Annotated in this window: 17 protein-coding genes and 1 pseudogene; 13 read left to right on the top strand and 5 right to left on the bottom strand. The window is 71.0% G+C overall.

What is annotated here, in order from left to right; genetic code table 11:
* The first annotated feature begins 287 nt into the window (after nt 1-287).
* Nucleotides 288-1,781 (top strand): FG-GAP-like repeat-containing protein, encoded by a 1,494-nt coding sequence (locus ACGF13_RS35155; RefSeq protein WP_392883236.1) that lies wholly within the window; start codon nt 288-290, stop codon nt 1,779-1,781.
* A gap of 148 nt (nt 1,782-1,929) precedes the next feature.
* Here ACGF13_RS35155 and ACGF13_RS35150 read toward each other — a convergent pair whose 3' ends face one another.
* Complete coding sequence (locus tag ACGF13_RS35150; RefSeq protein WP_392883235.1) at nt 1,930-2,694, bottom strand: sporulation protein; 765 nt, start codon at nt 2,692-2,694, stop codon at nt 1,930-1,932.
* A gap of 297 nt (nt 2,695-2,991) precedes the next feature.
* On the opposite strand from ACGF13_RS35150, the gene ACGF13_RS35145 reads away from it, so the two are divergent.
* The 4 genes from ACGF13_RS35145 to ACGF13_RS35130 are packed head-to-tail and all read left to right on the top strand — an operon-like array spanning nt 2,992 to nt 6,038.
* Nucleotides 2,992-3,639 carry a 2OG-Fe(II) oxygenase gene (locus ACGF13_RS35145; protein ID WP_392883233.1) on the top strand — a complete coding sequence of 216 codons (648 nt, stop codon included), beginning with the start codon at nt 2,992-2,994 and terminating at the stop codon, nt 3,637-3,639.
* The gene (locus ACGF13_RS35140; RefSeq protein ID WP_392883232.1) at nt 3,636-4,394 is read left to right on the top strand and encodes a hypothetical protein; all 759 of its coding nucleotides are present in this window, start codon (nt 3,636-3,638) and stop codon (nt 4,392-4,394) included. The genes ACGF13_RS35145 and ACGF13_RS35140 overlap by 4 nt, the downstream gene beginning before the upstream one ends.
* Entirely contained in the window at nt 4,391-5,152 is a 762-nt protein-coding gene (locus tag ACGF13_RS35135; RefSeq protein WP_392883231.1) for a hypothetical protein, read from the top strand. The genes ACGF13_RS35140 and ACGF13_RS35135 overlap by 4 nt, the downstream gene beginning before the upstream one ends.
* Before the next feature lie 7 nt (nt 5,153-5,159).
* Nucleotides 5,160-6,038, top strand: coding sequence for a glycosyltransferase family 2 protein (locus ACGF13_RS35130; RefSeq protein WP_392883230.1), 879 nt, complete (start codon nt 5,160-5,162; stop codon nt 6,036-6,038).
* A gap of 69 nt (nt 6,039-6,107) precedes the next feature.
* Here ACGF13_RS35130 and ACGF13_RS35125 read toward each other — a convergent pair whose 3' ends face one another.
* The 3 genes from ACGF13_RS35125 to ACGF13_RS35115 all read right to left on the bottom strand — a co-directional run bounded on the left by ACGF13_RS35125 (nt 6,108) and on the right by ACGF13_RS35115 (nt 8,126).
* On the bottom strand, nt 6,108-6,746 hold the full coding sequence (locus ACGF13_RS35125) for a hypothetical protein (RefSeq protein ID WP_392883228.1): 639 nt from the start codon (nt 6,744-6,746) through the stop codon (nt 6,108-6,110).
* A gap of 175 nt (nt 6,747-6,921) precedes the next feature.
* Nucleotides 6,922-7,917 carry a hypothetical protein gene (locus ACGF13_RS35120; RefSeq protein WP_392883227.1) on the bottom strand — a complete coding sequence of 332 codons (996 nt, stop codon included), beginning with the start codon at nt 7,915-7,917 and terminating at the stop codon, nt 6,922-6,924.
* Between the two features lie 80 nt (nt 7,918-7,997).
* The gene (locus tag ACGF13_RS35115) at nt 7,998-8,126 is read right to left on the bottom strand and encodes a hypothetical protein (RefSeq protein WP_392883226.1); all 129 of its coding nucleotides are present in this window, start codon (nt 8,124-8,126) and stop codon (nt 7,998-8,000) included.
* A gap of 614 nt (nt 8,127-8,740) precedes the next feature.
* Here ACGF13_RS35115 and ACGF13_RS35110 point away from each other — a divergent pair.
* The 3 genes and pseudogenes from ACGF13_RS35110 to ACGF13_RS35100 form a co-directional block, all read left to right on the top strand.
* Nucleotides 8,741-8,929 (top strand): annotated as a pseudogene (locus tag ACGF13_RS35110) (ISL3 family transposase); the annotation flags it as partial.
* 622 nt (nt 8,930-9,551) lie between these two features.
* The gene (locus tag ACGF13_RS35105; RefSeq protein WP_392883224.1) at nt 9,552-10,337 is read left to right on the top strand and encodes a transposase; all 786 of its coding nucleotides are present in this window, start codon (nt 9,552-9,554) and stop codon (nt 10,335-10,337) included.
* Nucleotides 10,334-10,831 carry a DUF4259 domain-containing protein gene (locus ACGF13_RS35100; protein WP_392883421.1) on the top strand — a complete coding sequence of 166 codons (498 nt, stop codon included), beginning with the start codon at nt 10,334-10,336 and terminating at the stop codon, nt 10,829-10,831. Before ACGF13_RS35105 ends, ACGF13_RS35100 begins: the two co-directional genes overlap by 4 nt.
* A gap of 118 nt (nt 10,832-10,949) precedes the next feature.
* Here the strand turns inward: ACGF13_RS35100 and ACGF13_RS35095 are convergent, their stop codons facing one another.
* Nucleotides 10,950-11,678 carry an MBL fold metallo-hydrolase gene (locus tag ACGF13_RS35095; RefSeq protein WP_392883222.1) on the bottom strand — a complete coding sequence of 243 codons (729 nt, stop codon included), beginning with the start codon at nt 11,676-11,678 and terminating at the stop codon, nt 10,950-10,952.
* A gap of 333 nt (nt 11,679-12,011) precedes the next feature.
* Here ACGF13_RS35095 and ACGF13_RS35090 point away from each other — a divergent pair, with 333 nt between their 5' ends.
* Genes ACGF13_RS35090 through ACGF13_RS35070 form a run of 5 tightly spaced genes read left to right on the top strand, consistent with a single transcriptional unit; the run spans nt 12,012 to nt 18,051 of the window.
* Nucleotides 12,012-12,347 (top strand): helix-turn-helix domain-containing protein, encoded by a 336-nt coding sequence (locus ACGF13_RS35090; RefSeq protein WP_392883221.1) that lies wholly within the window; start codon nt 12,012-12,014, stop codon nt 12,345-12,347.
* A gap of 7 nt (nt 12,348-12,354) precedes the next feature.
* The gene (locus ACGF13_RS35085; RefSeq protein ID WP_392883219.1) at nt 12,355-14,517 is read left to right on the top strand and encodes a hypothetical protein; all 2,163 of its coding nucleotides are present in this window, start codon (nt 12,355-12,357) and stop codon (nt 14,515-14,517) included.
* Nucleotides 14,514-15,221 carry a helix-turn-helix domain containing protein gene (locus ACGF13_RS35080; RefSeq protein ID WP_392883218.1) on the top strand — a complete coding sequence of 236 codons (708 nt, stop codon included), beginning with the start codon at nt 14,514-14,516 and terminating at the stop codon, nt 15,219-15,221. The genes ACGF13_RS35085 and ACGF13_RS35080 overlap by 4 nt, the downstream gene beginning before the upstream one ends.
* The gene (locus ACGF13_RS35075; protein WP_392883216.1) at nt 15,218-15,655 is read left to right on the top strand and encodes a helix-turn-helix domain-containing protein; all 438 of its coding nucleotides are present in this window, start codon (nt 15,218-15,220) and stop codon (nt 15,653-15,655) included. Before ACGF13_RS35080 ends, ACGF13_RS35075 begins: the two co-directional genes overlap by 4 nt.
* 38 nt (nt 15,656-15,693) lie before the next feature.
* Entirely contained in the window at nt 15,694-18,051 is a 2,358-nt protein-coding gene (locus ACGF13_RS35070) for a Helicase associated domain protein (RefSeq protein ID WP_392883214.1), read from the top strand.
* Nucleotides 18,052-18,124: the final 73 nt, after the last annotated feature.

Raw genomic sequence — 18,124 nt, 5'->3', positions numbered from 1 at the left:
CCCGGTCGGCCCTTTGGCCTGGGAAAGCGTCCCGCCCTGGGGTCTGGGGCGGGGCATTATTCCCCGGCCAACGTGTTCGAGGGCTGTTGTGAGAGCCGCCCGGCTGAGCGTGCTCACCTGATCAGAGTAGGGCTGCCTGCCTCGCCCGCGCCTTCGCTGAATCGAGGATTTAGCGTGACGTCATACGGGCGTGGCAGCCCGCCCCCCTTCGTGAGGTCTGTCTCGAAGGTTGATCCCCTGGAGGTTCGGTGAAGGGGAAAAGCAGTAAATTCTTCACAGCGGCGCTCATGGCCACGCTGTCGACTCTCTTCCCGTCAGCGGCGCACGCCATCACCGGTGGAAATCCAGATTCGAGCGGTGATCTGGCGTTCGTGGCCGAGGTTCGCAATACCGCCGTCGGCGGTCTCTGCACAGGTTCCCTGATCCACCCCAGCTGGGTTCTCACCGCGGTGCACTGCTCGGTGCCGACCTCGGTCGGCGACATGACGGTGCGGGTCGGAAACGGCATGGCGGCTACGGGCGGCCAGATCCGCAGAGTCAAGCGGATCCTGCGAAACCCCGCCTACATAGGCGGACACAACGACGTGGCCCTGATCGAACTCAGTTCTCCCGTCACCAATGTGACGCCCATTCAACTGGCCGTACCGGACCAGTCCTTCCTGTGGGACGGTGTGGCCGCAGGGCCGTTCACCCAGTTCGACCAAGGGATCGCCACTGGATGGGGAGTGAACTCAGCCGGTGTCCTGCCCAGTCAACTGCAGTTCGTCAGCGTCTTCATCACTCCGCCGCAACCGGACAATCTCGGAATCAAGAGAATCATGGTCGACAAGGGCCCATGCCCGGGCGACAGCGGCGGCCCGCTCCTGGTGACCCCGCAGGGCGGCGGCAACACTGTGCAGGTAGGCGTCCTGAAGGGGGCCAGCTGCGGCGGTGCCGCCTCGTACAGCGAGGTGGGGGCCGGCCCCAACCGTGACTGGCTGCTGAGCCAGATGACCAAACTGCCCTACACGCCGTTCGGGGTGGCCGACTGGGACAACGACGGTCATCAGGACATCGTCGCCCGTAATGACGCGAGTGGTGATCTGTGGCTGTACCCGGGTGTGAGCAGCCGTGGTTACAGCAGTGCGCAACCGGTCAAGATCGGCAGCGGTTGGCAGGGTTACACGCCGTTCGGGGTGGCTGACTGGGACCATGACGGTCATCAGGACATCGTCGCCCGTAATGACGCGAGTGGTGATCTGTGGCTGTACCCGGGCGACAGCAGCCGCGGTTTCAGCAGCGTGCAACCGGTCAAGATCGGCAGCGGTTGGCAGGGTTACACGCCGTTCGGGGTGGCTGACTGGGACCATGACGGTCATCAGGACATCATTGCCCGTAATGACGCGAGTGGTGATCTGTGGCTGTACCCGGGCCAGAGCAGCCGCGGTTTCAGCAGCGTGCAACCGGTCAGGATCGGCAACAGCTGGCTGCCCTACTCGCCGCTCGGGGTGGCCGACTGGGACAACGACGGCCACCAGGACATCGTCGCCCGGGACAACGACAGCGGGAAACTCTGGCTGTACCCGGGCGACAGCACCCGCGGCTTCAGCAGCTTCCAGCGTGTGGAGATCGGCAACGGCTGGGGAGGCTTCTCGCCGTTCGGGGTGGCCGACTGGGACCGCGACGGTCATCAGGACATCGTCGCCCGTAATGACGCCAGTGGTGATCTGTGGCTGTACCCGGGCGAGAGCAGCCGCGGCTACAGCAACACCCCACCAGTGAAGATCGGCAACGGCTGGTAGGTGCGCGACCACGCCACCCCCGTGGCCGCGCGATGTCTCCCTCTTCTCCCGCGGCCGGGACGGCGGACGACACGCTCGCCCGCCGCCCCGGCCGCCGTCGCCCTCCCGAAGACCCTCGGCAGCCGGGCACCGGGGGCGCGGCGCGCGGTCAGTGGCCCAGCACGCCGCGGATCCAGCCGTCCACGGTGCCCGTCAGGTCGTGCTGCCCGGCCGCGTGGTCCAGCACGAACGTGCGCACCGAGTCGCCGCCACGGAACATGCCGCGCTTGTCGAACTCCAGCACCACCTCGACCCGGTGCGGGTCGGTGACGAAGGACAGCTCGATCTCGTTGCAACGCCGGGCGAACTGCGGCGCCGCCTTGTACTCGATCTCCTGGTAGAACGGCAGCGTCTGGCCCGTGCCGTGGATCCGGCCGGCTTCCAGGTCGGCCCGCTGGAAGTGGAAACCGAGCGCCGCCAGCGCCTCCAGCACCCGTTGCTGCACCGGCAGCGGCTGCACCGCGAGCGGATCGGTGTCCCCCCGGTCCAGCTGGCCGGCGATGTCCACGTCGGTGCGGACCCCGAGCACCATGCCCGCCAGGTGGTGGCCCCCGATCGCGGTCAGCGGCGTCTCCCACGGCACGGGCAGGGCGAACGGGACGGCGCGCTGCTCCTCGGCGGCCAGCCGCAGCGGGCCGCAGACCTGCGCCCGGGCGAACTCCTTGACGGTGTGGCTCTCGCCGTCCTCGTGCTCGACCTCGACCCGGGCGGCCAGGCAGAGCGTGATGCCGTTGATGTCGGCGTCCCGGCTGCCGCCGACCAGGTTGACCTGGCCGTGCACGGTGCCGCCGGGATGGACGGTCGGGGTGGACAGCACCGTGTCAACGGTGGGTCCACCGACGCCCAGGGCGCCGAGAAGCCGCTTGAACACCATCCGAGGGCACTCCTCACAGAACCGGGGGACCGAGCGCACCGATCCTACTTTGCCTGCGCTTTACCGCCGACCGGCCGCATCCGGCGGCACCCCGGCCTCCGCCCGCAACCGCGTGGCCCCTCCCGCCGCCGACGCGCCCGGCCGTCCAACGGCGGGCCCCGAAGGGACGCGTGAGCCGACGACGGAGACACGGCAAACCCCCGGGCGATCACCTTCCGCGAGATCGCCATCACCATTGGTTAACGTGTCGGCGGGTTTCTCGTAGCCGTCGCACGACCGACCGAGAACGGGAGAAGGATGCGGACCGGAACTCCCAGCCGTGAAGAGCACAACGAGGCGCAGCTCAGAATCTGGCGCAACGCACTGTCACCACAGGACTGCCGCGCCGCCGTCGAGGCCATGGCCCGGTCCGCCGCCATCACCGGCCCGGTGCTGCGCCGCAGCAACGACGTGGTCGACCTGAGCATGCGCAGCTGCTCGGAGCACCTGTTGGCGCCCGAGCGGGCGAAGCCCGTCGTCACCGCCATGCGGGAGGTCGCACGGAAGACGATCCAGGACGGGGGATGGCGACGGGTCGCCCTGGACGGCCCGAAGTTCTGCAGCTACGCCGAGCGCGGACTCTTCCGCGCCCACCGGGACAGCTCCGACGACCCGCTGGACCCGGCCGTCGTCCGCCGTCGCCGGCTGACGATCGTCTGCCTGCTGAACGACGCGACACCCCACGACGGCCTCCCGACCTTCGACGGCGGAGCGCTGGTCCTCCACGTTCCGCGGCCCGACGGCACCGTGGCGCCCGAGAACATCCGGCTGGAAGCCGGCTCCATCGTCACCTTCCGCTCCGACGTGCTGCACGAGGTGCGCCCGGTGCGCACCGGCGTGCGGTACTCGGCGGTGGCGTGGCTCTACGACGTGGACGACAGCAGCACCAGCGAGGAGAAGCGATGAACCTTCACGACGAGCTGAACGACCGTCTGGAACTGCGGATCACCACCGACCCCCTCGGCGAGTACCGGCCGGAGCTGTCCCGGTTCCTCAGACAGCTCGGCCTCGGGCACCTGCTCGACGAGGTCCTGGTCCCGCTCACGGCGAGAGCCCACACCAGGACCGCCGTGGCCTTCGAAGAGCGCCCGTGGCCGCCGTCCGGCATCGGTGCGAGGACCCTGCGCGGCACGGCGGTGGCAGTGGTCGGCGACAACGGCCAGGCGTTGCTCACCCCGGCGTTCCTCTCCGTACGGGACGCGACCAACGTGGGGCTGGCGGCGGCGATGACGAAGCTCCTCCTCGAGGACCTGGCGGGCGCGGGCGTGGACTGGGTGTCCCTGTTCGTCAACGAGCAGTCGGCGGTCGTCTCCGGTGAGCTCGCCGACGTCGGCTTCGTACCCCGGCAGGCCCGGGTCCTGACCGACAGGAGCGAGTTCACGGCGTACTCGGCGAGCCCGCCCGCGGTACTGAAGGAACTCGGCCTGGACGCCACCCGTCTCGGCGACGTGTTGGCCCTCAACCTCGACCGGTCCCGGATCTCCCGGCTCACGGGGTTCCACCTCTCACTCGCGGCGGGCATCGCGCCGCACTGGGCCGGCGACACGCGGTGGGCCGAAGTGTTCCCCGGGTTCGACGAACTCCTGATGACGTCGCCGCCCGGCGGCATCACGGGCACCCCGGGACCCGAGATCGGCATCGGAGACGAGCCCGTCGAATGACCCCGGTCATCGACGTCTTCATCCGCTCGTACCACCGGGACCGGCAGTGGCTGGACCTGGCGCTGCGGTCCATCGCCCTGTTCGCCTCGGGCCACCGCCAGGTCGTCGTGGTCGTACCGCGGTCGAGCCTCGAACGCATGGAGCCGTCGGCGATCGAGTCGACGGGCGCCCGCCTGTCCACCTGCCGCGACTACACCGACGACTACCTCGGCCAGCAGATCACCAAGCTCCACGCGGACCGCTACACGGACGCGGACATGATCCTGCACCTGGACTCGGACCAGGTGTTCACGGCGCCCTGCGAGCTGACGGCCCGCCTGTTCGACCACGGCCGGCCGCGAATGGCCTTCGACTCGGGCGGCACCCGACCGGAGTCGGACGGCTGGCGGCGGTGCCCGACCACCTTCTACGGCGAACAGGTACGAGCGGACGTGACCGAGCCGCCGCCCCTGATCGTCCCCCGGCACGTGTACGCCGGGCTCCGCGCCCACTGCCGGGACGCGCACGGCCAGTCGATCGGCGACTACGCGCACGCCGCCGGGTTCGGCAGGTTCTGCGAGTTCGCACTGCTGCGCGGCTTCGCCCTGACCCGGGAACCGGAACGGTACACCTGGGTGGACACCGCCCGGCACGGCCGTCTGCTGCCGGAGTGCCGAAGCTTCTGGAGCCGGGCCCGGACACCCGCCTCGGTGGCCGACAGCCTGCCACCCGAGCTCACCGCCGCCGCTCCGCAACCCGCCGTCCCACCGGAACGGTGACGCCGGCATGCGCTCCTCGGTGCCCGTCTCCGTCGTCGTCTGCGCCTACCAGGAGGGTGACCGGGTCGCCGAGACCATCCGGTCGGTGGCGAGCGCGAGCGTGCGGCCACGCCAACTCGTCCTCGTCGACGACGGCAGCACGGACGGCGGCTGCGAGCGCACCTGGCCGCCGTGGGTGCGGACCCTGCGCGGGGACCACGTCGGCGTGGCCGCGGCCCGCAACCGCGGCGCACAGGCCGCGGACCAGCCGGTCCTCGTCTTCCTCGACGCCCACTGCGCGGTGGACGACCGGTGGCTGACACCGCTCGTGACCGCGCTCGACCGCACGCCGGACGCGCTCGTCGGCCCCGCGGTGCGGGACGCCTCCGACAGCCGCTTCGTGGGCTGCGGGGCCGAACTCGTGGACGCCCTGCTGACCTACCGCTGGCGCCCGGCGACCGGGCCCGCACCCGGCGAGGTCGGTCTCCTCCCGGGCGGCTGCCTGGCGGTCGTCCGCGACCGCTTCCTCACCGAGGGAGGCTTCGCGGCCTTCAGCGGATTCGGACTGGAGGACGTCGAACTGGCCCTGCGGTGGTGGCGCGCGGGACGCCCCTCACTCGGCATCCCCGAAGCCGTCGTCACCCACCGCTTCCGCACACTCCCGCCGTACCGGCCGGAACAGCAGCCGTGGCTCCAGAACATCCTGCGCACCGGGCTCGCCCACCTGCCCGGCCCGCACCTGCGGGCCACCGTCCTGGCCTGCGCCCGCTTCTCCACCTTCCCCGGCGCCATCGCCACCGTCCTCGCCGAGCCCTGGACGGCGGCACAGCAGCGGCTCCTCACCACCGAACTGCGACCGATCGCCGACTACCTCGACCAATGGGCACCCCGGGCCTTCACCTCCTGAGACCGGACCCACCAGCCGCCGGGGTGTGGTCGCCGCTCATGTGTGCCCTTCTCGTGGCAGGCGAGGAAGTCAGTCGTCCGTCGGTCGTGACGGATCGTCGTTATCGCCGGTCAGGTCGAGGATCCGGCTGATCTCCTCGAAGATCTCTTCCTGGGTGTAGGCCTTGAGGTTGATCAGCGAAGTCATCATGGTGGCTGTCAGCGCGGCGAGGTCCACGAGCAGGTCGTAGAACCTGTTCTCGCCCTCGATCCAGACGCGCGCCATGATCGCCGGAGCCTCGGTGATGGTGGCAGGGTCGAAGAAGGCGCCGAGGACAGCGGGCACCTGGTCCTGCCACGGGACGTCCTCTCCGCGTCCTTTCCTCCGGTCCTCGGCGGCCGTGGCCAGAAGGTCCCGCATGAGCTTGGCCGGTTCGACGTCGTAGTGCTCGGCGAACAGGCCGGTGACGGCGGCGCCGGCGAAAGCGACGCCGGCGGCGAGGAACGAGATGTTCTCCATGCCACCGGCGGCGACGTCCTTGCGGGCGGTGGCGGCCACGACACGGCACACGGGGTGCTCGGAGCGCACGGCAGCCGTGTGGCAGGTGGGGTCCAACGAGGCGCGCAGGAGCGCGAAGACCGGGTCATCAGCAGCAGGCATGGCCTCATCCGGCTCCGCCGGCGGACTCCTGTCCGGCGAATCGGTAATCGGATGATGACGCCCCGTCATGCTCGCGGAATCCGAGGGCGTACGCGACTGTCCCGTGACAGATGATCTCGACCAATTGCCAAATGATCTTGACGGCTCTGATGGACAGCTTTGAGAGGGCACTGGGGGTTGCCTTCAATCACGAGCCTTGACGTTTCCGAGGCCCACGGCCAAGGCTGGCCGACCGCTGCGTGCCTCAGCTTGACGGCCCACCGCCCCAGGGATCGTCGAGCACCGCTGCGGGGACCTTCGCCGCGAGCATTTCGTCGATGCAGCTGCGCAGCGCGAAACCGGGGGCGTCGCACCAGGTGAGCCACGGCACCGACTGGAGCAGGTCGTCGTACCGGCGAATGCCGGGGTCGGTGAGGAGGGCGCGGAGCTCGTCGGTGGCGGGGTCGGTGACCAGGCACAGCCAGGCCAGGCCGGCGCCGATGCGGATCTCGGGAGGTCGTCCCGGGTCCGACCAGAGGTCCCGGGTCCACCTGGGAGCGTGGTCGTCCTGGTGTTCGCGGGCGAGTTGGGCGATCGCCAGGATCAGGCTCACCCGGACCGCCGCGTCGTCTTCGTTCGCCAGCCTGAACCGCAGGGCCGAGGAGACGCGTGGGATCTCGTCGGTTGCCGCAGCCAGGACGTATGCGGTCATGGAGCGGACCTCGGGGTCGGGGCCGTCGAGAAGCGGGAGCAGGAGGAGCAGGTCGTCCGTGACCGCCCGACGGGCGGCCTGGATCGTCCAGTCCACCGGGCACATCGTGCTGCCCTCGACCATCAGCGGCTCCTCGGCGACCTGGAGCAGGCCTTCGCGCGATCCGTCCCCCATGTGCTGGCACCGGCCGATTTCGGCGACCAGGTGAAGCGTTTGTGCGCGGAGCCCGGGGTGCCCGGTCGTCGCGATCCGGAGCAGGAACGGTATCGCCAGTGCTCCCACCGCGATCGTGCCGCCCTGGTGGTGAAGGTTTGTCCAGAGCTGCCGCAGGGCCCTGTCAGCGGCTTCGGTGTCCCCGGACGCGAGCGTGGCGAGCAGGCCGGGGATCTCCTCGCCCGGGCCGTAGAAGTGCCGGAACCGGTGCCAGGGGACCTCGTCGTACCTGAACCCGTCCTTGACCTCCGGCGGGATCGCGCCCACGGCCGTCCGCACGTCGCAGTCCGTGCCGGCCCACCGTTCTGGCCAGCCGGCCCAAGGGTCGTCGTCCATGACTTGGCCTTCCCGTCCACCGGCAGCATCAGAACCCCGGAGTCTAACGACCGGTGATCAAGAGGCGGACTGCTTCTGGCCTACTCCTGGGTGGGGGCGGACCGCTCCTGGGCGAGGAAGGTGTTGAGGCCGCTGTAGGTGAGCGGGGTGTCGTACTCGTCCATCATCCGGGCCCAGATCTCTGTCGTGGTCAGACCATCGGCGGCCATGGACCTGATGAGCTCTCGTCGTGTGGCATCCCAGCGGGGGACATTGCGGGAGAGCCGACGGGGCTCCTGCTGCTGGAGAGCCTTTCGGAGGTTCCTGGGGCGGAATCCGTGGCGCTGAGCGGCGAGTCGAAGCGGGACGCCTCGGTTCTGCAGGTCGGATGTCGCGAGCAGGAGATCGACGCCGCGCGTCAAGACTGGTGCTGCGCCGCTGGTGGGGCCTTCGGCGATCCGGGGGTGGGGCTTGCCGGAGGCGTCGGCAAGTGCCCGCCGCAGGCCTGCGGCGGAACGCCCGGCGAGCTGGGCGAGCAGGGCGATGTCGGGCTTCCCGTGGCGGGACCTCGGACTGGTCACGCTGTTGAGGTAGCTGGGCTTGAGGTGGTTGGCCCGCGCGAGGCGACGGATGTAGGAGTCGGTGCCCTCGCCGAGGTGAGGACGGACCCGGACCGGCAGCGGCCGCAGCGGCGCCTGGGTGCTGGCTTTGATCGCGAGAAGGGGTTCTGGCTCAACTTCCGTGGTCCATGCACGCTGAGTGACGATCTGGCGATGCTGCCGGCCTCGGGAAGTTGCCCGGAATTCGCCAGCGGCTGGGCCGTGGTGGCCGACAGTGCGGGACCGTGGATGATCTGGTGCCCCGCTTGGAGGGGTTGTTGTTTCCGTCGGTCGCGGGCGTCGCGGTGCTGTCGGTCGACGTGGACACCGAGGCGGTCAATGTGGGGGTCAAGTCTGCGGCGGCGGGGCACAGTTGCCCGGGGTGCGGGGGCTGGTCGACCCGGGTGCACAGCTCCTACCTGCGGTTTCCCGTCGACGGGCCGGTCGGGGGCAGGCGGGTCCGGTTAAGCCTGCGGGTTCGGCGCTTCGTGTGCGGCAACCCGTCGTGCGAGCGGCGGACATTCGTCGAGCAGATCGAAGGGCTGACTCGGCGCCACAGCCGGTGGACCGAGCGGCTGCGGACGGAGCTCGCCTCGGTGGGCCTGGCGCTGGCCGGTCGGGCCGGTGCTCGGCTGGCCGGGGTGTTCGGGGTGTCGGTGAGCCGCAGCACGGTGCTGCGGCTGGTGGAGGAACTTCCCATCCCAACGCCGCCGGTCCCGCGCGTGGTGGGCGTCGATGAGTACGCGACGCGCAAGGGCCGCGCCTACGGGACCGTGCTGGTCGACGCCGAGACCCGCCGGCCGGTGGACCTGCTGCCCGACCGGGAGGCGTCGAGCCTGGCTGGCCCAGCGGCCGGGCGTCGAGATCGTCTGCAGGGACCGCGCGCCGTTCTTCGCCGAGGGCGCTACCTCCGGAGCTCCGCAGGCCGTCCAGGTCGCGGACCGCTGGCACCTGTGGCACAACCTCAGCGAGGCGGCCGAGCGAGCCGTCGCCCGCCACTGGCAGTGCCTCCGCGCGGTAACTCCAGCTTCAGGTCCGGCCGTTACCACCGAACCCGTGACCCAGAAGGAGGACTCGGACCAGCCCTGGCCGACGGGCTTCCGGTTCGCCGATCGCACCCGGGCCCGGCACGCCGCAGTGCACGCCCTCCTGGCTGCGGGCCACAGCCGGCGCGCCGTCCAACGGCAGCTCGGCATGACCTGGCGCACGGTCAAGGCCCTGGCCGACGCCGCGACCCCGGAGGATCTCTTCCACGGCCAGTGGCAGAACCGGCCGTCCGTCCTCGACGACTACAAGCCCTACCTCGACGACCGCTGGAGCGAGGGCTTCACCAACGCCTGGAAGCTCTGGGAGGAGATCGTCCCGCTCGGCTACAAGGGCAGCTACCAGCGCGTCCGGGCCTACCTCCGGCTCAAACGCACCTCGCCGCAGCCGGTGACCGCACCGCCGCCGTCGCCCCGCACCGTCGCCGGCTGGATTCTCCGGCGGCCCACGGCACTGTCCGAGGCCGAGCAGCTCCAGCTCAAGACCGTCCTGGCCCACTGCCCCGAGCTCGACGCCCTGACCCGGCACGTCCGCTCCTTCGCCGTCATGCTCACCGAGCGCCAGGGCGAGCGGCTCCCGGAATGGCTCGACGCGGTCCGCCAGGACGACCTGCCCAGCCTCCACACCCTCGCCGCCGGCATCGACCGCGACCGGGACGCCGTCATCGCAGGACTCACCCTCCCCTGGAACTCCGGTGTCGTCGAAGGCCACGTCAACCGGATCAAGATGCTCAAGCGCCAGATGTTCGGCCGCGCGGGCTTCGCGCTCCTGCGGAAACGGGTCCTGCTGGCCTCATGACGGCCTTGTCGGCGGCCGCTGCGATGATCGCCGCACAGCGGCGCGAGGAGATCATCATGGGAACCTGGGACATCGGTCCGTTCGAGAACGACATGGCCGCAGACTTCGCCGACGCGCTGGACGAAGCCGCCGAGGACGAGCGCGAGCCCCTGATCCGGACGACGCTGATCCGCACCATCCAGACCCGGGACTACCTTGAAAGTCCTGAGGGAGCTGAGGCCGTTGCCGCCGCCGCCCTCATCGCCGCACAGTGCCCGGGCGGTGAACCAGTCAGCACAAGCTACGGCCCCGACGACGCCCTTCCGATCTTCGCCATCGATCTTCGGTCGCTCGCCGTCGAGGCGCTCGACCGTGTGGTTGCCGCGGAGTCCGAGCTCGCCGACCTCTGGGACGAGACTGTGGACGGCCCGAAGTGGCGGCAGGCCATCAGCCGCATCCGTTCCGTCCTCGCGCCTGAGCCTGAGCCTCAGGAAGACCGACTCTTCGATCTCTAACCGAGTAACCCAGTGTTACCGGTCACGGAAGTTGAGCCAGAACCCGAGATTGGACAGCACGGAGCTGGCGCGGGGTCTCACGCACAGCAGCCCGGCACGGCCTGGTGACACCGACGCGTCAGAGAGGAAGGGCCATCCCTTCGCACGCGGACAGGACCTCCCCCTTGTATGCGGCGCCCGCCTCTGCGACGGATCGCCTGCGCTCAGCGCCGGGCCAGAAGTGTGTGAGCAGCAGGCGCTCCGCTCCCGCGCAGGCAGCCCACTGGCCGGCCTGGGCCGCGCTGAGCAGGTACGGGTCAGTCGCCGGACCTTGCAGGGTTGCTCCCGCGACCAGCAGGTCCGCCTCAGCCGCCAGTTCGCCGAGGACACGGTCTGGACCGGCGTCACCGCTGTAGGCCAGGGTCAGTCCAGGGGCTGTCAACCGCACCCCCGCGTGCGGCACGTGGTGCGGAAGGAGTTGTCCTTCGAGCTGGAAAGGACCGACCTCGTAGCTGCCCGGAAACGGATGTGGATCGAATACCTCGCGGAGTTCCTCCGTCGGCTCCATCGCCTGCACCCGCCTGAGCACCCCCGGAGGGCAGTACAGCGGCACCCGCCCGTCGCGGCCCCCGCCGAAGAGCAGCGCACGGCACAGCGCGCTCAGATCCGCGCAGTGATCGGGGTGTTCGTGGGTGATGACCACGGCGTCGAGCTCATTCGCCGTGCACTGCGCCAGCAGCCGGGGCAGCGTCGCGTAGCCGAGGTCCAGGACCAGGCGAAACCCGTCAGTCTCCAGGAGGAAGCCGCTCGCCGCCCGCTCAGCCTCCGGCCAGCCACCACACGTCCCCAGCACAGTCAGCTCGCGCACCGGCGCATGCTCCCACACTGGCGGCCGGCAGGACCATCAACCGCCGACAGCTTCGAGTGAGGCGCCGGCAACTGGAAGGCGCGGATGCCGCCCGCGCCCGTTCGCCGACAGACGTCGGATCCACGGCCACACGTCGATGCGGGACGGGACCTCCGTCAAGATCATCTGGCAAACGGTCAAGATCATTTGTCGCAGGACAGTACGCGACGTGCAGGCACCGCGGCTCCAGCGCGCCCGGCGAAGCCTATGCGGTCATTGTGTTACCAACATGCGGCGAAAAGTGATGCGTATCAAGAGGTGATCTATGCTGCCTATCTCGTCAGGAGGTATGTGATGTCTGAGATTTTCGCGGCGGTGGACGCGCTGCTGGCCAAGGCCCGGGACGGCGGGGACCTGCCGGAACCGGCCGAGCGGGAGCGGCTGCGCAAGGCCGCCGGCCTGACCCAGATCGAGGTCGCCGAGGCCTTGAAGACCCGGCGGGAGACGTTCGCGAAGTGGGAGAACGGCGCCGCTCAGCCGCGGGCCCCGAAACGCGGTGCCTACGCCTTCCTGCTCGCGGGCCTGGCCGACATCCACGGCACCCAGGGCCCGGACGGCTGGCTCACTCTCGCCCGACAGGCCCGCCCCCTCGACACCGGCACCAGCACCGACGCCACGGAAGGGAAGTGACACCCTGATGGACCGCAAGACGTACACCGCGAAGGTCGCCGAGCTGCGCCCGCTGCGCGAGGAGATCGGCAAGGCCGAGAAGACGGTCGCGGCCGCGCAGGCCGCGCTCGACAAGCTCAACCAGCAGCGCGCCCGCCGGATCAGCGAACTCGCGGGGTACGAGGGCGCGAAGGCTGATGCCATCGCGAAGGCCTCGGGCCTGTCGGTCGGCGACGTCGTGCGGATCGCGCCGCTGCTGGACCCGACCCCGGCCGCCGTCCGCGCCGCCAAGGCCGACGACCAGGCCGTCACCGTTGTGCCGGCGCCGGCGCCGGTGGCCGAGTCCGCGAGCGCGGTCGCCCCGGCGCTGACCCGCCCCGCCGCCGTCACCGAGCAGCCCGCCTCCGCCGCTCCCGCAGCCGTTGCGCCGGTCGAACCGGAGGCTTCGGTCGCTCCGGTCGCTGCCGTGCCGCGTCCGGCAGTCGAGGCCGGTCCGCGCGAGCTGCCCACCCTCCCCGAGGGTCCGGCCGGCGCGCGGTTCGAAGCGGTGACGACCGGTCTGCTCTCCAAGCGCCCGAACTTCGTCCAGCAGGCCCGCTCCACGGTGTTCCTGGACGCCGCGACCGGCGACCTCGCGGTGCGCGACCGCGTGGTGCGGCTCGACCTCGGCGCCCGCACCCCGGGCGAGATCCTGGACGCCGTCCTCGCCACCGCGCCCGGCACCGAGCGGATCTACATCACCACCGGCGCCCCCTGGCACGACGGCGCCGAGCGGTACTCCACGCTCAAGGACGCCGTCGCGGCCTGGCTGAACACCCCGTCGGAGCGGTGGACGACCGCTGTCGGCTCGGGCCGGGACAAGCTGGCCGGACACTTCGTCCACCAGCGCCAGCCGGTGGGCCGCTACGCCCCCACGGCCGCGCCGGACGGCGGCAGCACCGAGATCCGTTCGATGGGGGAGTGGTTCGACCCGGACGGCGCCGACGTCGTCACCTGCCGCCAGGCGTTCACCCTGTTGTGGCAGGCGCTGCGCCGCCACTGGGACGACGCCGTGTTGATGGGCTCGCCGTCGCAGACCGGCCGGGACCTGTGGTCGCGCACCATCCCGACGACCGGCAAGTGGGCGGGCGGCTACCCGGTCCTCAGCGAGGAACTCCGGGGCCTCCTGCACGCGACCGGCGGCCAGGGCCGCACCGAGCTGATCCTGCAGCCCCGCGTCCGGGAGCAGCTGCCCGCCCTGGTGGAGTACGACCGCACCTTCGCCTACGCCAAGCACCTGTGGAAGTCACCGGTCGGCACCCCACGCCGCATCACCGCGCGGGCGTTCGCGGCGATGACCGAGCAGGAGCAGACCAAGGCCCTGATGTCCTGCTCGCACTGGAACGTGCGCGTGACCGTCCCGGCCGGGTGGAACCACGTCGGCCTGCTCCCCGCCCCGGTCACCGGTGACCGCGCCTGGATCTACCCGTCGGAGCCCGGCGCGACGTTCACGACGTGGGCGGGCGGCGCGGAGATCCACCTCGCCCTCGCCAACCACATCGCACCGTGGCGGATCGAGATCCTTGGCGGCCTGCTCTTCGAGGACGGCAAGCCCCTGGACGAGTGGGGCAAGCGGTTGAAGGCGGCCTGGGCGGACCTGACCAACCTCTCGAAGATGCACGGCGACGAGCGGCAGCGGCAGGCCGCCTACCTCGCCTCCCGCGCCGTCCGCTCGGTGCTGCTGTTCGGCCTGGGCGGCTTCGCGCAGCGCCCGCGCCTGGTCTCCGGCACCACTCCGATCGGCGAGGCGCTGCCCGCCGGGGTGGAGATCCTCGGCCAGGACGCCGAGGTCGTCACCTGGCAGCGGCAGGCCGGCTTCTCCCGCGACCCCTACGCCCACCCCGAATGGGCCGCCTACGTCTGGTCCGGCGCCCGTGCCGCGCTGCTGGACATGAAGTACCGCCAGGGCAAGGACATCATCGCCCACGCCGGCGCCCTGCACGCGAAGCCCGGCACGGTCGTCTACTTCGGCACCGACGGCATCGCCCTGACCGAGCGCCAGCCCTGGCCCTACCGCGGCGAGCCCGGCGACTACCTCCTCAAGGGCCACCTCACCGGCCCCGTCGAGCACCCGACCAGCCAGGAGCAGTACCTCAAGCTGCGCGGCCTGGGCCGCGCCGAACTCGCCCGGAAGGGGGATGAGCAGCAGTGAGTCCGGCCGACCCGAACAACCCCAACGAGGCCGCGCGCCTGACCCAGGAGCTGATCGACGAGGGCTTCACCAAACGTCAGGTCGCCAGGATGCTCGGCCGCGACGCCTCGCTCGTCTCCCAGTTCTTCACCAAGGGCAAGGGCGCCAGCATGGTGGGCGTGCTGCGCCAGCTGGTCCGCGCGGTGCGCGGAGGCGAGCGCGACGCCGAGGCACTGTCCGGGATCGCCGAGGCGAACATCAGCCGCCGCCGTACCAAGACCGGACAGAAGGCCCGGGTGCGGGGCAAGGACACCGTCGGCGAGGCCGGTGGGTCGATGGCCGGCCGCGCCGGACGCCAGGCCATCCGCTCCGGTGCGAGCCACCTCGCCCCGGTCGTGCACGAGACCGGACAGGCCGGCGGCCGCCTCGCCTTCACCGTCCGGATGAAGGCCGACCAGTACGTCTACTCGGCAGGGTCGGAGAAGGACTCCGGCGGTATCCGCCGCGGCTTCATCCCGCGCTCCGATGGCACGGAGGAGCGCACCTACGGCTCCGCGAGCACGGGCGGGTTCGACGCCGCCGAATGGTCCCAGCGCGTGGCGGACCACCACGGCGACGTCACCGAGGCCATGAAGGAGTGGCTGGTGGAGACCGGCCGCGCCGTCGAGGACGCCGACATCGCCTACCTGGAAGTCCGCGGCTGGGTGCCCGAGGAGGACCGATGAGCGCCGGACACACCCGCCGCCCCGGCACCACCAGGCGAGAAGAGCTGCGCGTCCAAGCCGTCACGCTGAAGGACAGCGGCCACACCATCGGCCAGATCGCTTTGAACCTGCGTATCTCCCCGAGCACCGCACACCGGCTGCTCTCCCGAGCCGCCCGGCATGCCACCGCGACGGCCGAGGACCGCCTCGACTGGTTCACGGGCCCCGACGAGATGCTCGCCGTGCTGCGCCGCGCCGCCCAGGAGTGCCGCGTGGTGCTCGACCCGGTTGTTCGCCCAAGCGAGAAGGAGGCCCAGAAACTGACTGACGCCCTGGCGGACGTCCTCCTCACCGAGGGCGGCTTCGACAGCGAGTGGACGATCACGCCGGTTGGCGGCCTTGTGGAGAGCCTCATTGACGCCCTCCATCGCTACGCCTACCCCGACGAGCACTGACCCCGACACCGCCCGGCACACGAAGGAGAGCCACCGCCGTGGAGACCACCACCGCCACCGCCGAGCAGAACGTGCCGGCCGGGCTGCGCGCCGAGGCCGAGCCGCTGCTCCCGGCGCAGCCGCTCGGCACCGCCCTGAACCCGCTGCCGCTGCACTGGTTCCAGAAGGACGCGGTGGCCGCCGCGGTGCGCGAGGTGAAGGGCGGCGGCCGCGCGACCGTCATCGCGGCGACCGGCTCCGGCAAGACCCTCATCGCGGCCGGCTGCGCCCGGCGCCTGGCCGCTCGGGGCCGTGTGCTGGTGCTGGTGCCGACGATCGAGTTGCTGGAGCAGACCGCCGAGTCCTGGTCGCTGCGGGGCGGGCGCCGGGGGCTGGCGGTGGCGGCGTGTTCGCGGGAGGAGGCGCTGGAGAGCGCGGAGGCCGGCGGCCGCGTCCACGCCCAGGTGAGCACGCAGGCCCCGCGGATCGCCGACCTGGTCGCCAAGGAGAAGGCGGGCGAGCCGGTCACCGTGTACGCCACCTACGCGAGCCTGGAGCGGATCGTCCAGGCCCACCGGCTGTGCGGCCTGCCCGCGTGGGACCTGGTCGTCATCGACGAGGCCCACCGCACCGCCGGGGCCGAGGGCAAGGCCTGGGCGGCCGTGCACGACGACGCCCAGGTCCCCGCCGCGCGCCGGCTGTACTTCACCGCCACCCCGCGGATCGCGGACGACCGGCGGGCGAAGGACGGCCTGACCGACCTCGCCGACGCCGACGGCCAGGCGCTGCCCGCTCTCTGCTCCATGGACGACGAGACGGTCTACGGCAAGACCGTGTTCAGCTGGACCCTCGGCCAGGGCATCGAGCACGGCTACCTCGCCGACTACCGCGTCCTGGTCCCCGTCGTCACCGACGAAGACCTGCGCGAACTCCTCAACCTCCCGGCCGTCGCCGACCTCCGCTCCCAGCGCAGCAACGAGGAACTCCTGCGCCTGGCCCTGCAGATCGCGGTGCTGCGCGCCGTCGCCGACCTCGGCCTGCGCCGCGTCATCACCTTCCACTCCAGGGTGTCCGCGGCGCGGGAGTTCGCGAGCACTCTGCTGGACGCCTCCCAGCTGCTGGAGGACAAGGACCGTCCGGAGCGGATCTGGGCGAAGGCGGTGGCCGGCACCGACCGGCTCAAGGACCGCCGGGCCGCGTTCACCGAGTTCAAGGCCCACACGGGCGAGGACGGTGAGGAGTGCGGCATCCTGTGCAACAGTCGGCTCTTGACGGAGGGCATCGACGTCGCCACCGTGGACGCCATCTGCTTCGCGGACCCGAAATCGAGCGTCATCGACATCGTCCAGGCCATCGGCCGCGCGCTGCGCCAGTCCTACCGCCAGGGCAAGGTCAGTTGGGTCATCATCCCGGTCTACCTGCCGACGCCGGAGGTCGGCGACGACACCGCCACCGCGCACCCGGCCGAGGTCCACGACGCCGGCGAGGCCGTGAAGGCCGAGGCCGACGCCGAGATCGAGGCCTCCGGTTTCCGCACGATCTGGCGGGTCCTGCGCGCCCTGGCGGCGCACGACGCCCGGGTGGTCGGCCGGATCACCGAGCTGCGTGCCCAGCGCTCCCAAGGCACCGCGCACACCACGGCAGCCAAGCCGGCCGAGAGCCAGGGCGCCGAGGCCGAAGAGGGCGGGCAGCAGCCGACCCCGGTCGAGTCGCCGATCGAGTGGCTCAAGATCAATGCCCGCCGGCACGCGGCGCAGATCCTCCAGACCGTCAAGCTGCGCGCGTTCAACCCGCGCGCGGTCGAGTGGCAGCGGATGCACGCGGTCGCCGCCGTGTTCCACCTGCAACACGGCCACCTCGACCCCACCGACAAGACGAAGCACGCCGAGCTGATCTCCTGGCTCACCCGCCAGCGCCACCTCCACGGCCGGCACCTGCTCGACGCCGCCCGGGTCAGCGAGCTGGACGCGCTCGGCATGATCTGGTCGAAGAACGCCAACGCCTGGGAGCGCGGCTACGCCTACGCCGCCGCGTTCCGCCACCAGCACGGCCACCTCGCGATCCCCGCTACCGCGAAGCTGGACGACCACGCGGTGGGCGCGTGGATGCGCCGCCAGCGCAAGGCCGACAACCTCACCACCGACCAGGTCACCAAGCTCGACGCGCTGGACGAACTGTGGCGCCTGGAGCCGGACTGGAACCGCTCCTACCGCCGCCTGCTCGCCTACCTCGCCGCCGGCGGCACCCTCACCGGCCCCGCCAACCGCACCGGCCTCGGCGACGACCCCACCTTCCGCCCCGGCACCTGGCTGCGCAAGCAGGACAAGGCCCGCACCGAGGGCAAGCTGACCGACCAGCAAACCGCGCTCCTGGACGCGCTCACGCGGCATGCCGAGACCCCCTGTCACGTCCTGTGAAGCGGAAGGGCGAGCTTGCGACGATCCGCGGAGTGCGGGGTTGTCCAGGATGATTCCGATGCCGTGATCACGC

The organism is Kitasatospora sp. NPDC048286 (assembly GCF_043201735.1).
Classification (GTDB): Bacteria; Actinomycetota; Actinomycetes; order Streptomycetales; family Streptomycetaceae; genus Kitasatospora.
This window is presented reverse-complemented; position numbering and strand designations above follow the sequence as displayed.